The following is a 14,442-nucleotide window of genomic DNA, read 5'->3' as shown; positions in this document are numbered from 1 at the left end:
TTGAATCAGCCTTCAGGCTGCTGGTCGGCGATAGCATCCCAACCTTCCTTGACCGTGATCAGCAGGCGCGCGACTTCGTCGATGATCGCCGGATCACTGTTGACGTTGGCCTCGACCAGACGGCGGCTCATGTAGGTGTAGAGGTTGTCCAGGTCGGTCAAGCTGTCGGCGTGGTTTTCCAGGTCCAAGCCTTCGCGCAGACCGCCGATGATGTCGATGGCCTTGCCGATCAGAATGCCCTTCTGGGCCACATCCTTGCGCGCAATGGCGCCCTTTGCCTGAGCCAAGCGGTCCAGGCCACCCTGCATGAGCATCTGTACCAGACGGTGCGGGCTGGCCTCGGAGGTCTGCGCCACGCCATTGACTTTCTGGTATTGCCGAAGGGCCAACATCGGGTTCATGGATCTACCTCGTTGCAGCGAAAAAGGTTGCGTATACCCTGTGTATCGCCGTCACGTCAAAAAACTTTAGCGCCAAAGCGAAAAGCCCGGTGCGTCGATATGACGCTACCGGGCTTTGTGCCGCTGCCGCGAATCAGGATTTCTTGGCTTGCGCGTTGATCGCTTCGAAGATCGAGGTGATCTGGTCGGCCTGGGCTTTCATCTTGCCCAGGGCGGTGTCCAGCGCTACGTATTTCTTGGTCAGCGACTCGGTCAGCGACGCGGTGCGACGATCCAGGGCGGCCTGCTGGTCACTGAGGTTCTTGGCTACGATATCCAGGTTGTTCTTGCGGGTGACCAGGCTGCCGTCGGTGGCATTGTACGGATTAATGGCCTTGTTCATGCGCTCGAAGATACCATTGGTGCCGGTGAACAGCTCCTGAACCTCACCACCAAGTTTCTTGTCGTTCATGGCCGCGGTGAACTTGGTGCTATTGAACTCCAAGGTACCGTCTTTCTGGGTGTTGATACCCAGCTGGCTCAAACTGGTCAGGCGATCGCCCGCGCCGACCTCAGCCAGTACGCCACGCACATCCGACAACAACGAGCGAGTGGTCGGGTCGTTGGTCAGCGGGCCGAGCACCAGATTGTCATCGGCGTCACGGCTAGTGCTGGTCAGCGAGGTAATGGTTTTCTGCAGGGCATTGTAGGCGTCGACGAAAGCCTGGACGGAAGTCTTCAGGCCATCGTTGTTGGCCGCAACCGTGACTGCAGTCTTGGTGCCCGCCACGCTGGAACCGGTCAACTCCAGACTCAGGCCGCTGATGGCGTTACTGACCGTGTTCGACGCACTCTTGACCTCTAGACCGTCGATTTCCAGCACGGCATCTGCGGCGGGGGCGGTGATATATCCGGCGCCTTCGGTCTTCATCGACTTGGTACCGTCGATTTTCAGCTCATCTATGCCATCAACAGAAATATCAGTGAATTCACCGGTGGTGGTCGACCCCAAAACCAGGCGCGAGCCGTCCTCACCGCTAATGATGTTGGCGGAAATACCGCTGGCACCCAACTCCTTGTTGATCTGGTCGCGCACAGACTGCAACGTGGCGTTGTCACCCACCTTGACGGTGTAGGTCTTGTCACCCTGAGTGATGGTCAGGTCACCAGGCGAGATCGCCTTGCTAGGACTGTCGAACGCCTGGCTGGCCACCTTCGAACTGGTGGCCAGGTTCTTGACTTCGATGTTGTAGGTACCCGCCACAGCAGCATTGCTGGCAGTAGCCTTGACAATGTTTTCATTGCCAGATTTGGCCGCGAAGGCATTGAACGCCGGCGCGGTCTTATCGTTAAGCTTGTTCATGGCAGTGGTGAAGGTCGTGAGGGCACTGCGCAGCGAGCCGATACCGGAGATGAACGCCGTGTTGTTGGCGGTCTGCCGAGTGATCTGCGCCTGCTTGGCGGCAGTATCGGATTGGACCAGGGCCGTGACGATCTCGGTGATATTGAGACCGGACCCCAGGCCCAAGCTGGGCGTAATCGGACTTGCCATACTGTATTCCCTCTCGTAAATGCGCCAGGAACCACTCCTGTGGACCTAGCCTTCACCACATCATGATGTTCGCCGCAGATCAGACTTTGGCGTCGAACAGAAGACTATTGACATCGCTCAAGCTATTGGCGATCCGCAGAGCCTCTTCGGAGGGCAACTGGCGAATCAACTCACCGGTTTCGCTGGCGATGACCTTGACCACGATCTTGCCGGATTCTTCGTCCGTGGAGAATTCCAGGTTACGTCGGGTCGAACTGAGAAACTTTTCAATCTCCGAAACAGCGCTGCGCACCTTTTCGACGTCTGTAACCGCCGACGGCTCTTTGGCATCGCTGCCACGCTCGGCGTCCGTCGCCCGGGCAACTGACTTATCGGCGATCGATTTATCGGCGACCTGCTCAGCCGGACGTGCGGCCGGGTAAGACAGGTTCAGCTTGACGCTCATGTCCATGCCCACCACCTCCCAATGAAAAGGCGGAGAAGCGCCTTCAGAGCACTTCCCCGCCAGGTACTGTCAGGCAGATTAGCCCAGCAGCTTCAGGACTGCCGATGGCAGCTGGTTGGCCTGGGCCAGAACCGAGGTCGAAGCTTGCTGCAGGGTCTGCTGCTTGGTCAGCTGGGCAGTTTCAGCAGCGAAGTCGGTGTCCTGTACACGGCCACGAGCGGCTTCAGCGTTCTCGTTGATGTTCTGCAGGTTGTTGATGGTGCTGGTCAGACGGTTCTGGGCAGCACCCAGGTCAGCACGAGTCGAGTTGATGGTCTGCAGAGCGTTGTCGATCGCGCTCAGGGCGGAGCTGAAGTTGGCGTTGATGTCAGCGTCAGCACCGGAAATGGCGATTGCGCCGCTGTCCACGCCCAGGGTGGCAGCAGTCATGTCGGCCAGAGTGATGGAGATCTGGTTGTTGCCGCCGCTGTCGGAACCGACCTGGAAGGTCATGGTGATGCCGGAGTTCAGCAGGTTCTTACCGTTGAGCTGGGTGCTGTTGGCGATACGCGACAGCTCTTCGGACATTTGGGTGAACTCTTTGTTCAGAGCTTCACGGTCTTTTTCGCTGTTCGAGTCGTTTCGCGACTGAACTGCCAGTTCACGCATACGCTGCAGGATGTTGGTCTGCTCTTGCATCGCGCCTTCAGCGGTCTGGGCGATGGAGATACCGTCGTTGGCGTTCTTGATCGCCATGGTCTGACCACGGATCTGCGAGGTCATGCGAGTAGCGATCTGCAGGCCGGCGGCGTCGTCTTTGGCGCTGTTGATTTTCAGGCCGGAGGACAGACGGGTCATCGAGGTGCTCAGCGCGTCGGAAGCACGGTTCAGGTTTTTCTGAACGCCCAGAGAGGTGGTGTTGGTGTTAACGGTCAAAGCCATGACGAATTCCTCGTTGGATTGGGTACTACGGCTTCCGGCCTTGGCAATTCGCCGGGTGTGGCACAGAGAACCTTCGTAATAGTTATCGTCGTCAGGGCGGGTTGCTTTAGCGGATTTTCGAAAAAAATTACTGGCATCCTGCCAGCCCAATGAAATCAAGGAGTTGACGCCAAAATACAGACAGCCTGATGCGCACAAAAGGGCAAGCGCATACTCGTTCAAAGCCCGCATACAAAAACGCCGCCCGGGAAACGGCGGCGTTGGTTATCAGGAGCAGCTGTCAGTCACGTCGTTCGATGATCGCCGAGCCCCACGACAGCCCCACACCGAAACCGCTCAGCGCAACGCGCTTGTGCTGCGAGCCAAGCACGTGCTTTTCCAGCAGCAACGGAATGCTCGACGACACGGTATTGCCAGTCTCTACCATATCCTTGACGAACTTGGTCTTGTGCTCCCCCTCATCAAAACGCGCCGAAACCGCATCAACGATCGCCGCGCTGCCTTGATGCAGACAGTACAAATCGATGTCATCGGCCCGAAGCCCGCTGGCCTCAAGCAGCTGCTGCAAATGCGCTGGCACTTTGACCAAAGCAAAATTGTAAACCTGACGACCGTTCATGAAGAACTTGCCATCGGTCGTACGCAGATGTTCAGCGCCGGAGCCATCGCTTCCGAACAGCGACTTGCCAAGCTGCCAAGCGGCGCCCTCGCCCATCCAGGTCGCTGTAGCGGCGTCACCAAACAGCATGGTGGTGTTGCGATCCTCAGGGTCGACGATCTTCGAGTACGGGTCGGCGGTGAGCAGCAAACCATTCTTCAGACCTGCCGCCTCCATGAAGCCTTTCATGGCATAGATGCCATAGACATAGCCGGAGCAACCCAAGGAAATATCAAAGGCAGCGATCGCGGTCGGCAGGCCCAACTTGTGCTGGACGATGGCTGCGGTGTGCGGCAGGCCTTCGGCATCGCCATTCTGGGTAACGACGATGACGATATCGATGGATGCCGGGTCAAATGAAGGATTAGCAGCGAACAGATTCCTCGCGGCTTCGACACACAAGTCGGAGGTTTCCTGCTCATCATCCTTGCGCGGCAAGAAGGTCGAACCAATCTTGCCGAAAATGAAATCCTGATCCTTGCCGAATTTCGCACCTTGGGCGTAGTTGTCGACACCCTCGACAGGTACGTAACTGGCGATACTTTTGATGCCAATCATTGTGGCTTCCCGATAGATATGGCGGAATTTCGCGGACCGTGGCCCATGATACTGGCCTGACGCACAGTGGTGACGGTATTGCCCGCTGACTCAATAGATTAAAGATGCGCGTTTCGACTGCCAAGTCACGTCGCACCCCCAAAGTCACTTCACCCCACCCCTGCTTTCAGATCCTAGCACTCCGTTAGCTACTGCATCGGTGATTGGCAGACCTTTTGCTTACCCTGCCCCAACGCCGGAAGACTGACGCTCGCCTAGCCGCGCCCAGCCAACTGCCACCCCATCACATCAGCACGAGAGAGACTATGACCAGCCGAGGCCGATCAAAAGGTGAGCGGATTGACATCGACTACAGCTCGACCCAGGCCTTTTTCGACAAGCGTGGCAAGGCCGATTACGCCAATGTGCTTAGCGCTACCATGTACCAGGACAGCAATCCGGAACTGGTCGAGCAGCGCGACGCCACTGAGAAGCAGGTACTTTCACCTCAGTTGCGCCTAGGCACTGGCAGCCGCGTCCTCGATATCGGTTGTGGCATCGGACGCTGGGGGTGGTTCGTGCATGACCAGGCGCCGAGCGCTCAGTATCTGGGCATCGACTTCTCCCCCTCACTCGTGGAAAAAGCCCAGGCCGAGGCAGGCTTGCGCGGCAAGCCCGAGCTCCGCTTCCAGGTGATGTCGGCCACCGACATCACCCCAGACACGCTGGTGCTCGCGCCGCCCTACGACCTGATAATCGTTTCCGGACTGCTGATCTACCTCAACGACCAGGACTGTTTGAAGCTGCTCACTCAGGCCGGCAAGCTGTGCGCCCCCGGCGGCCAGATCTACTTACGCGAACCGGTTGGCGTCAGCGAGCGCTTTACCCTCGATCGTTTCTATTCCAATGAACTGCAACACGAGTATTCGGCCATCTACCGCACCATCGCCGAACTTGAGCAACTGCTGGAGCAGGCTCTGACACCCGGAGCCTTCAGCGTTCGGGCGTCGGACTTTCTGTTCGCCCAGGACCTGGAAAAGCGTGCAGAGACTCGCCAGTACTACCGCATTCTGCAAAAGGCAGCGCAGCCATGAGCACCGCTTACTGCTTCGACCTCGACGGAACCCTGACGCGACAGGAACTACTGCCGCTGATCGCGTCTTCCGTGGGTCTTGAAGATGAAATCTCTGTCCTGACCCAAGCCACCATCAATGGCGTGCTGCCATTTGATAAATCTTTCAAGCTGCGGGTGCGCCTGCTTCGTGACGCACGGCTTGACTGGATTCACGCTGCCCTGGCCGAACAGGTCGAGTTCGACCAGCACATGCTCGAGTTCATCCGCCAACGGCCCGAGCAGTGCTTCGTTGTGACCGGCAACCTGGATGTCTGGGTGCGGCCGATTCTCGATCGTCTGGGCATTCAGAGCTTCACGTCCACCGCACAGCTGGAAAACGGCAGCCTTACCGGTATCGCCCACGTGCTGCACAAAGGTGATGCCATCGCCAGCCTTAGAGATCGCTTTGACCGGGTCATCGCCGTGGGCGACGGCATGAATGATGTGCCTATGTTCGAGGCGGCCAACTGGCGCATTGCCTTCGGCGGCACCCACACGCCAAACCCCTTGCTGGTCAAACTGAGTGATTTCGTCATCAACGACGGTAAAACCCTATGTCGCCTATTAAGCATGTTGTGATTTGCGCTGCCGGGATCGGCTCCCGGCTAGGCCTAAACAAACCCAAATGCCTGGTCGAAGTCTGTGGCCGTTCGCTGCTCGACTATCACCTGGAACGTCTGGCATGGGCGGAAAACGTCTGGCTGGTGGTCGGCTTCGAGGAAGAAGATGTCATTGCACACGCCATGGCCCTGCGCCGTGACCTGATCGTGGTGCGCAATCCCGACTACTTGCGGACCAATACCCTGCAAAGTTTGCATCTGGTTTCCCGGCACCTGGGCGAACGGTTCCTGATGATCGATGCCGATACCCTGGTGGAAGACACTTCTTTCCAACAGTTCATCGCGGCCGCCAACGAGCACCGGCAGTTGATCGGCGTATCGCGCTACACCACCAGCGACGGCGTGCGCGTGACACTCGACGCCGCCGGTGAATGCGTCACCGGCTTCACTCGCGAGCCGCACCCCCCACACGAATGGACCGGCATTGCCGTCATCGAACCGAACCTGGTCGTGGACAAACCGCTGTACGTCTACCAGGCGATAGAGCCGTTCCTGCCGATACGCGCCATGGAACTCAAAGCCTTCGACATCGATACCACCGCTGACCTGGACATGGCCGGCCAGGTACTTGCCAGTGGCTGGAAAGCCAGGACCGAACATGCATAAGGACAATTCCGTGAAGGGCAAGCGCCGCCTGGCCATTCTTTATCAACTGCCCGAATCCTGGGGCAACGTGCGCACTCTCTGGGAAGCAGCCCGCGACGACGCCGATACCGAGGTGGTCGTGGTGCTGCTGCCGTTCATCCACAACGACTACCAATGGAAGCGCGAAGTCGCGCAAGCGCACCTGGATGAAATGGGCGTCCCCTTCGTGGCCTGGGATGCGTTCGACCTGCACGCAGCCGGTTTCGATGCTGTGATTTATACCTCGCCCTATGATGAAACCCGCCCACCGGCCTACCGCTTCGCCAACCTGCGCCAGCAGGTGCGTTATACGGCATATATTCCTTACGGCCTTGAGGTTGGTGGTGGCGCACACAACTATGTGTATCAGTACGGGCAGCCGGTGATCACAGGGGCGAGCGCTGTGTTCGTGCGCTCCGAGGGAGTGCGCGAAATGTTCGAGCGGCATTGCCCTACTGGCGCCAAGCATGTCCATGTCACCGGACACCCGCGCATGGATGGGCTGGCAAATCTCGAGCAATTCCCGGTCGACCCGACACTTCGCCAAGCTATCGGTGATCGCCGAGCAGTGCTGTGGAACGCGCACTTCTCCATCGACGGCGACCTGTGGTCCACCTTTGACCTGCTCGCCGCGCCAATCTTCGATGCCTTCGCCCGCCGCCCGGACCTGGCGCTGATCTTCCGCCCACATCCGTTGCTGTGGAAGAAGCTGATCAACCTGAACATTCTCGATGAAGCGGGTATCGCCGCCCTCAAGCAGGCCCTGCAAGCGCGAGGCGTGATCATCGACGAACACACCGACCACCGTCATGCCTTCGCTGCCAGCGACGCGCTGCTCAGCGACGTCGGCTCGTTCCTGATGGAGTACCTGGCAACTGGCAAGCCGGTACTGTACTTGCACAATCCCGATGGATTGGGGCTCAACGAAGAGGGCAGCAGCGTGGTCCGCCATTACCAGGTCGCCAGCGGCGCCGCCCAGATCGAGCAGTTTCTCGATCAGTTGCGCGACGGCCAGGACCAGTTGGGCGAGACCCGTCGCGCCGCCATCGAACAGTTCTTCCACGGTTTCGATGGCCGGGCCGGGCAGCGCGCCCTGGACGTGCTCAAGGAACTGATGGCATGACTACCCAACACCCTTTGGCCGATGTCCAAAGCAGTGCAATCGGCGACGGCACACGTGTTTGGCAATTCGTGGTGATCCTGCCAGGTGCTCGCATAGGCCGTGACTGCAATATTGCCGCGCACTGCTTCATCGAGAACGATGTACAGGTGGGCGACCGGGTCACGGTCAAGTGCGGCGTACACCTGTGGGATGGCCTGCGCGTGGCCGACGATGTGTTCATCGGTCCCAACGCCACCTTCACCAATGACCGTTTTCCTCGCTCCCGGCAATGGCCAGAGCGCTTCCCCGAAACCCGCATCGAACGCGGCGCATCCATTGGCGCAGGGGCGGTGATCCTGCCCGGCCTGACCATCGGCGAGCACGCCATGGTCGGCGCCGGCGCCGTGGTAACGCGAGACGTACCGGCACGGGCACTGGTGGTCGGCAACCCGGCCCGTGTCGTTCGCTATCTGGATGAAGACCATGCATCGCTTTCTTGACCTGCAACAGCTCACCGCACGTGATGAGGCGCAACTGACCGAGGCCTTCGTGCGGGTACTGCGCTCGGGCTGGTACGTGCTCGGCCAGGAAGTGCAAGCATTCGAACGCGAATTCGCAGCGCTGTGCGGCGTTGAGCACTGCATAGGCGTGGGCAATGGCCTGGACGCGCTAACCCTGATTCTCAAAGGCTACCGTCAACTGGGCAAGCTCGCGCCAGGCGCCCAGGTGATCGTGCCTGACAACAGCTTCGTCGCCACCGCCCTTGCGGTGAACGCAGCCGAGTGCGTACCGGTACCAGTGGACCCAGTGCAGGACGGTTTCCTGATCGACCCCGCGCAAGTGCAAGCAGCCATCACCCCGCATACCGGGGCGATCATCGCCGTTCACCTATATGGCCAGTTGGCCGATATGGCCAGGCTGCGGGCCATAGCCGACGCCCATGGTCTGCTGCTGATCGAGGATGCCGCGCAGGCGCACGGCGCCCTGGATGCCCAGGGTGTTTCGGCGGGCGCACTCGGGGATGCGGCAGGCTTTAGTTTCTTCCCAGTCAAGAACGTCGGCGCGCTGGGCGACGCCGGCGCGGTGACCACCCAGGACCTGGCATTGGCCAATGAGGTGCGTCGGCTCGGGAACTACGGCTCCAGCGAGAAGTACGTGCATGCGGTAAAGGGCACCAACTCACGTCTGGACGAGCTGCAGGCTGCATTCCTGCGCGTGAAATTGGCCCGAATGCACGATGATGCCCGGCATCGCGAAGCACTGGCCCAGCGCTACCTGGACACCATCGACAACCCGCTGATCTTGCTGCCGCAACCCAGCGAACCGCGCCAGTCCCACGTCTGGCACCTGTTCGTGGTGCGCTGTGCCCAGCGCGACGCACTACAGGCGCACCTGCACGCCTGCGGTATCCCGACCCTGATCCACTACCCGATCCCGATCCATCGGCAAGGCGCCTATGCCGAGCTCGACAGCGCGCACTTGCCTGTGGCCGACCGGCTCGCCGAACAGGTCCTCAGCCTGCCCTTGTACCCCGGCATGCCCGAAACATTGGTCGAGGCTGTGATCGATGCATGCAATAGCTTCGCACCCGCCGCTGCCCCCAATTCGCCCAAGGATCCGTCATGTCTCTGAAAGACTGCAAAATCATCGATCTGCCAAAGATTGAAGACCCGCGCGGCAACCTGACATTCGTCGAGTCCGACCGGCACATTCCCTTCTCCATAGAGCGAGTCTACTACCTGTACGACGTGCCTGGCGGCTCCCATCGCGGCGGCCACGCGCACAAAGGCTTGCATCAGTTGCTCATTGCCATGTCCGGCAGCTTCGACATTCTGCTCGATGACGGCCGTACACGCTTCAAGTACCACCTCAATCGCTCCTACTACGGCCTATACATACCGCCAATGATCTGGCGCGAAATCGACAATTTCTCCAGTGGTTCGGTGTGTATGGTGCTGGCCTCCGAGCGCTACGACGAAGACGACTACTTCCGCGACTATGACACCTTCCGCGCAGCGGTACAGAAGGAGCAGGCATGACCCAGGTGAACATTCAGGACGCAGCCCTGGCGCGTTTGTTCAACGGGCTGGAACAGCTTCGTGAAATCAAGGCCCGCCAGCGCAAGCCCAAGACCCCTGTGGTAGATGTCACCGTTGCGGTGATGTCCTACAACAATGCCAGCTTCGTCGGGCAGACTGTCGAGTCTGTCCTGGCTCAGGAAGGCGTGAACCTCGAACTGCTGGTATTCGACGATTGCTCGCCCGACGACAGCCTGCAAGTGCTCGAGCGCTACCAGCAGGATCCGCGCTTCACCTACAAGGTCAATGAACGCAACCTGGGGATGATCGGCAACTACAACCAATGCTTACGCTCCGGCAGCGGGCGCTATGTTGTGGTATTGGGCTCCGATGACATAATTTACCCAGGCCACCTGCGCAGCTTGGTCGCGGCCATGGACCAGCACCCGCAGGTCGCCTTGGGTTATACCCAGTGCCTGTGGATCGACCAACACGGCCAGGTGCTCAAGCACGCCGTACACCCGGGGCACCGCGCCAATAATTACGTGGGCGGGCGCGACGAGCTGGTTGACCTGCTGACCCATGACAGCTACATCACCCCCTCGGCGGCGATCTTCAGACGCAGCGCCCTGCCTGGTTTCACCCTCGAAGACGGCTGCATCCACCGTGAGCAAATGCTGGCCGGTGACTGGGAGCTGTGGACCCGCATCGCCCAGGTCGCCCCTGACTTCCTGTTCCTGAACCAAGCGAGCGTCGGCTACCGCATCCATGGCGGACAGATTTCGCAGAAGTTCTATGCCTCTGACAAACCCTTGGCTGAACATACCCGCATCCTGGAGCTGAACCTCGCTGTCCCAGCTGCCCGCCAGCGCATGCAGCAAGGCGCGGGCGGCATTTGGCAGCTGTACCTACGGCGCCTGGCGGGCTACCCGGCGCAGGTCCAGGCACGCTTCGCCGAACGGAAGGAGGCGATTCGCCAGATGCTGTTCGAAGTGCAGCACACGGCGATCGAATCCGACACGCTGTTCAGCGTGATCGTCACCACCTTCAACCGCCCGCGTTTGTTGGTCGATGCCTTGGATAGCCTGACCCGGCAAAGCTGCCAGGACTTCGAGGTGATCCTGGTCAACGACAAGGGGGCTGGGGTCGAGTCATTGCTCGACGGCTACGACTTCCCCATCACCTACCTGCGCCAGGGCCGCAACCAAGGTCCGGCGGCGGCGCGCAATGCGGCCCACCGTCTGGCGCGCGGCCGCTACGTGGTGTACCTGGACGATGACGACCTGTACCTGCCGCACCACCTGCAGACGCTGGCCCATGCCATCGAGAGCCACCCAGGAGAGGTGGTCTACACCGATGCGGTGCTCATCACCGAGACGCTGGAGGGCGATCGTCGGGTGGAGATGCGTCGTGAGCAGCGCTACCGGCAAGCGGAATACTCCCGTGAGCGGCTGTTCTACAACAATTATATTCCGGTCAACACCTTCGCCTGCCCGCGCGCCCTGATCGCTGCAGTGGGCGGTTTCGACGAGGCCTTGCCGGCGTTCGAGGATTGGGACTTCCTCATGCGCCTGGCGCTGCGCGCCAACTTCCGGCATGTGCACTGCGAATCCGTCGAAGCGCGCATGCGCGCCAGCGCAGTCGATCCAACGCGGCGCTCGCAACAAGCGCTCAAGGACTACCCGGCGCTGTACCAGCAGCTCTACGCCCGCCATTGGGACCTGGACAGCGAAACCGTTCGCACGGGCCGGCGCAAAATGCTGGTGCGTCTGGGCCTGATCGAAGAGGATCAAGCCGAGGCGCCGGGTGTGCAGGATTGGCTCGCACAGCGCAACCTTACACCGTTGCAGCGCGGCCTGGTCGAACAGCGCCTGGAACAGCATGGCCAGGGAGCGCGCTTCGCCGTGCTGGTACTTGACCTGCACGGTGACCCTGCCAAGGTCGCCGCGACCCAGCAGTCACTGGCCGCCACCCACCAGATCTATCGGAACATCCACCCCGTGCTGCTAAGCGTCGCCGACGCGCCTGAATTCACTGGCCAGGTCATCCCGGTAACGACACAGCACTGGATCGAGGCGCTCAACCGCCTGCTCAGCGAACCTGCGTTCGACTGGTTCTGCCTGATCGATGCTGGCGACGAGCTGACCGCCAGCGGTCTGCTGGTGGCGGGCCTGGAACTGCTCAATGCGCCTGATTGCCGGGCACTCTACTGCGATGCTCTGTACCGCCAGGGCGACGACAGCCTGGGCGCGGTACTCAAGCCGGACTTTAACCTCGACTACCTGTTGAGCCTACCTGCCTCAATGGGACGCAACTGGCTGCTGCGCCGGGATGCGGTAGTAGCGGCCGGAGGCTTCGACAGCCATTACCGGCAACGACCGGAGTTCGAGTTGATCCTGCGCCTTATCAACCTCGGTGGCCTGGATGGCCTTGGCCATATCGCTGAGCCTTTGCTGATCAGCGATGCACCACAACTGGCTGATCTGACGGAAGAGAAGAACGCCATCACCCAGCATTTGCGCGCACGTGGCTACGAGGCGCCCGAGGTACTTTGCGAAAAGGCCGGCCAGTACCGCATACGCTATGGCCATCGACAGCAGCCTCTGGTCTCGATCCTGATCGTGGCTGGCAGCGACCTGAACTACCTACAGCGCTGTATTGAAAGCGTGCTCGAGCAGACACGCTACCGCAACCATGAGCTGTTGTTGATCGAAAGCGACCCGGAGGCGACAGAGGTCCGCGGCTGGCTCGGCGCCCTCGCTGGGCTGGGCGATCCGCGGCTGCGGCCTCTGCTTCATGACGCCGCCCATGCCAGTGGGGCAAGCGCGATCAACAACGCCGCCGAACAGGCGCGGGGCGACTACCTGCTGCTGCTCTCACCACGCGTCGCTGCCTACGATGACGAATGGCTTGATGAACTGCTCAATCATGCTCAGCGCCCGGAAGTCGGCGCGGTGGGCGCCAAGTTGCTGTCTGCCGACGGCAAGGTCAGCCATGCCGGCCTGATTCTCGGTCTACAGGGTCCAGTCGGGCGCCCCTTCGTCGGCCTGGCTGCAGACGCACCGGGCTACATGCAACGGCTACAGGTCGACCAGAACTACAGCGCCGTCAGCGGCGATTGCCTGATGATTGCGCGCGAGCTGTTCCAGACATTGGGCGGTCTGAGCGATGACGTGTCGCCGCGCTATCAGGATGTCGACCTCTGCCTACGTGCCCGGCAGGCGGGCTACCTGAATGTCTGGGCCGCCAACGCACAGTTGCTGCTCAGCAGCCAGACCACCGAGCCCGCTTCACAGCAAGAGGACGACGCGCTGTACGCGAAGTGGTTGCCGTTGCTCGCCAGAGACACAGCCTACAATCCGAGCTTATCGCTCGTGCACAAAGGCGGCTTCCAGCTCGCTAATACGGCCTTGTCATGGCGCCCTCTGTCATCGTGGAAACCCTTGCCAACCGTACTGGCCCACCCTGCCGATCTATCCATGAGCGGGCATTGCCGCATCGTGCAGCCGTTCACTGCACTGCAGCAGGCTGGCAGCCTCGACGGAGCGTTATCGCTGGGCTTGATGCACCTGCCTGACCTTGAGCGTTATGAGCCAGACAGCATCATCCTGCAGCTGAAGCTCGACGAGGAACGCTTGGTCGCCATGCAGCGGATGAAAGCCTTTAACCGGGCGTTCAAGGTCTTGGAACTGGATAGCTGCCTGCCGGAGTTGCCTGGCGAACTGCGTGATGCCCTCAATGTATCGGGCGACGTGTGCGGCGCATTGCAACGAAGCCTGGCTTGCGTCGATCGCCTGGTAGTTCCCACCGCCTCGTTGGCGGAAGCGTTGGCTGGGTTGCACGAAGATATCCGCGTCGTTGAAAACCGGCTGTATCTACCCGCATGGGCAACCGTTCAGGGGCAGCGCCGCGTCGGCCGCAAGCCGCGCGTCGGCCTGACCGGCCAGGCCCAGGACAGCCGCGACTTGCTAATGTTGCTGGAGGTAGTCAAGGAACTGGCCGCCGAGGTCGAGTGGGTGTTCCTTGGCCACTGCCCCGAGCCATTGTGCGCATTCATGCATGAACTACATGGCGCGGTCCCGCCGGAGCGCTATCCGCAAGCGCTGGCGGGGTTGAATCTGGACCTGGTTCTGGCTCCACGGGAGCAAACTCGTTTCAACGAGTATCAAGGCAATGTGCAATTGCTGGAATATGGCGCTTGCGGCTTTCCGGTAATCTGCAGTGACGTACTGGGTGACCGCAGCGAGGAACTTCCCGTAACGCGGGTAGACAACCGCGACCAGGACTGGCTGCAAGCGATTCGTATGCACCTGAGCGATCTGGACGAGACTGCACGTCTGGGCGACAAACTGCAAACGAGAGTGCGCAGGGACTGGATGCTAGACGAGCGATCCCTGCAAGCCTGGCGCAACGCCTGGTTGGCTGGTTAAGCGAAGTGCCTGTGGGAAGGGGCAAGCCCTTCTCACAGGTC

The 14,442-nt window shown here is 60.4% G+C and carries 13 protein-coding genes; 8 read left to right on the top strand and 5 right to left on the bottom strand.

What is annotated here, in order from left to right; genetic code table 11:
* Positions 1-5 precede the first annotated feature (5 nt).
* The 5 genes from fliS to ACI2JX_RS09600 form a co-directional block, all read right to left on the bottom strand.
* Positions 6-401 carry a flagellar export chaperone FliS gene (gene fliS / locus ACI2JX_RS09620; RefSeq protein WP_186555966.1) on the bottom strand — a complete coding sequence of 132 codons (396 nt, stop codon included), beginning with the start codon at positions 399-401 and terminating at the stop codon, positions 6-8.
* Between the two features lie 133 nt (positions 402-534).
* Positions 535-1,932: a flagellar filament capping protein FliD gene (fliD, locus tag ACI2JX_RS09615; protein WP_404689965.1), complete on the bottom strand. Its 1,398-nt coding sequence runs from the start codon at positions 1,930-1,932 to the stop codon at positions 535-537.
* Between the two features lie 79 nt (positions 1,933-2,011).
* Entirely contained in the window at positions 2,012-2,383 is a 372-nt protein-coding gene (locus ACI2JX_RS09610) for a flagellar protein FlaG (protein WP_404689964.1), read from the bottom strand.
* A gap of 72 nt (positions 2,384-2,455) precedes the next feature.
* The gene (locus ACI2JX_RS09605; RefSeq protein ID WP_264235060.1) at positions 2,456-3,298 is read right to left on the bottom strand and encodes a flagellin domain-containing protein; all 843 of its coding nucleotides are present in this window, start codon (positions 3,296-3,298) and stop codon (positions 2,456-2,458) included.
* A gap of 280 nt (positions 3,299-3,578) precedes the next feature.
* Positions 3,579-4,514 carry a ketoacyl-ACP synthase III gene (locus ACI2JX_RS09600; RefSeq protein WP_368972166.1) on the bottom strand — a complete coding sequence of 312 codons (936 nt, stop codon included), beginning with the start codon at positions 4,512-4,514 and terminating at the stop codon, positions 3,579-3,581.
* A 305-nt stretch (positions 4,515-4,819) separates the two neighbouring features.
* Between ACI2JX_RS09600 and ACI2JX_RS09595 the strand changes: the two genes are divergently transcribed.
* The 8 genes from ACI2JX_RS09595 to ACI2JX_RS09560 are packed head-to-tail and all read left to right on the top strand — an operon-like array spanning position 4,820 to position 14,401.
* Positions 4,820-5,587, top strand: a complete 768-nt coding sequence (locus ACI2JX_RS09595; RefSeq protein ID WP_264235062.1) for a class I SAM-dependent methyltransferase — start codon at positions 4,820-4,822, stop codon at positions 5,585-5,587.
* Positions 5,584-6,186, top strand: coding sequence for an HAD family phosphatase (locus ACI2JX_RS09590; RefSeq protein ID WP_264235063.1), 603 nt, complete (start codon positions 5,584-5,586; stop codon positions 6,184-6,186). The genes ACI2JX_RS09595 and ACI2JX_RS09590 overlap by 4 nt, the downstream gene beginning before the upstream one ends.
* Positions 6,162-6,833 (top strand): NTP transferase domain-containing protein, encoded by a 672-nt coding sequence (locus ACI2JX_RS09585; RefSeq protein WP_264235064.1) that lies wholly within the window; start codon positions 6,162-6,164, stop codon positions 6,831-6,833. Before ACI2JX_RS09590 ends, ACI2JX_RS09585 begins: the two co-directional genes overlap by 25 nt.
* Complete coding sequence (locus ACI2JX_RS09580; RefSeq protein ID WP_264235065.1) at positions 6,826-7,974, top strand: CDP-glycerol glycerophosphotransferase family protein; 1,149 nt, start codon at positions 6,826-6,828, stop codon at positions 7,972-7,974. The genes ACI2JX_RS09585 and ACI2JX_RS09580 overlap by 8 nt, the downstream gene beginning before the upstream one ends.
* Positions 7,971-8,453, top strand: a complete 483-nt coding sequence (locus ACI2JX_RS09575) for an acyltransferase (protein WP_264235066.1) — start codon at positions 7,971-7,973, stop codon at positions 8,451-8,453. The genes ACI2JX_RS09580 and ACI2JX_RS09575 overlap by 4 nt, the downstream gene beginning before the upstream one ends.
* Entirely contained in the window at positions 8,437-9,585 is a 1,149-nt protein-coding gene (locus ACI2JX_RS09570; RefSeq protein ID WP_264235067.1) for a DegT/DnrJ/EryC1/StrS aminotransferase family protein, read from the top strand. The genes ACI2JX_RS09575 and ACI2JX_RS09570 overlap by 17 nt, the downstream gene beginning before the upstream one ends.
* A complete protein-coding gene (locus ACI2JX_RS09565) occupies positions 9,576-9,992 on the top strand; it encodes an FdtA/QdtA family cupin domain-containing protein (RefSeq protein ID WP_264235068.1) in 417 nt (138 codons plus the stop codon). The genes ACI2JX_RS09570 and ACI2JX_RS09565 overlap by 10 nt, the downstream gene beginning before the upstream one ends.
* Positions 9,989-14,401 (top strand): glycosyltransferase, encoded by a 4,413-nt coding sequence (locus tag ACI2JX_RS09560; protein WP_404689963.1) that lies wholly within the window; start codon positions 9,989-9,991, stop codon positions 14,399-14,401. Before ACI2JX_RS09565 ends, ACI2JX_RS09560 begins: the two co-directional genes overlap by 4 nt.
* Positions 14,402-14,442: the final 41 nt, after the last annotated feature.

It is taken from the genome of Pseudomonas sp. NPDC088890 (assembly GCF_044900155.1).
GTDB classification, from domain to species: domain Bacteria; phylum Pseudomonadota; class Gammaproteobacteria; order Pseudomonadales; family Pseudomonadaceae; genus Aquipseudomonas; species Aquipseudomonas urmiensis.
Note: the sequence above shows the minus strand (reverse complement) of the source record. Positions and strands in the feature narration are given on the sequence as shown.

What these genes read in the sequence shown, in the direction of transcription:
- fliS (WP_186555966.1), bottom strand. Translation starts at nt 401, where the DNA reads ATGAACCCGATGTTGGCCCTTCGGCAATACCAGAAAGTCAATGGCGTG.
- fliD (WP_404689965.1), bottom strand. Translation starts at nt 1,932, where the DNA reads ATGGCAAGTCCGATTACGCCCAGCTTGGGCCTGGGGTCCGGTCTCAAT.
- ACI2JX_RS09610 (WP_404689964.1), bottom strand. Translation starts at nt 2,383, where the DNA reads ATGGACATGAGCGTCAAGCTGAACCTGTCTTACCCGGCCGCACGTCCG.
- ACI2JX_RS09605 (WP_264235060.1), bottom strand. Translation starts at nt 3,298, where the DNA reads ATGGCTTTGACCGTTAACACCAACACCACCTCTCTGGGCGTTCAGAAA.
- ACI2JX_RS09600 (WP_368972166.1), bottom strand. Translation starts at nt 4,514, where the DNA reads ATGATTGGCATCAAAAGTATCGCCAGTTACGTACCTGTCGAGGGTGTC.
- ACI2JX_RS09595 (WP_264235062.1), top strand. Translation starts at nt 4,820, where the DNA reads ATGACCAGCCGAGGCCGATCAAAAGGTGAGCGGATTGACATCGACTAC.
- ACI2JX_RS09590 (WP_264235063.1), top strand. Translation starts at nt 5,584, where the DNA reads ATGAGCACCGCTTACTGCTTCGACCTCGACGGAACCCTGACGCGACAG.
- ACI2JX_RS09585 (WP_264235064.1), top strand. Translation starts at nt 6,162, where the DNA reads ATGTCGCCTATTAAGCATGTTGTGATTTGCGCTGCCGGGATCGGCTCC.
- ACI2JX_RS09580 (WP_264235065.1), top strand. Translation starts at nt 6,826, where the DNA reads ATGCATAAGGACAATTCCGTGAAGGGCAAGCGCCGCCTGGCCATTCTT.
- ACI2JX_RS09575 (WP_264235066.1), top strand. Translation starts at nt 7,971, where the DNA reads ATGACTACCCAACACCCTTTGGCCGATGTCCAAAGCAGTGCAATCGGC.
- ACI2JX_RS09570 (WP_264235067.1), top strand. Translation starts at nt 8,437, where the DNA reads ATGCATCGCTTTCTTGACCTGCAACAGCTCACCGCACGTGATGAGGCG.
- ACI2JX_RS09565 (WP_264235068.1), top strand. Translation starts at nt 9,576, where the DNA reads ATGTCTCTGAAAGACTGCAAAATCATCGATCTGCCAAAGATTGAAGAC.
- ACI2JX_RS09560 (WP_404689963.1), top strand. Translation starts at nt 9,989, where the DNA reads ATGACCCAGGTGAACATTCAGGACGCAGCCCTGGCGCGTTTGTTCAAC.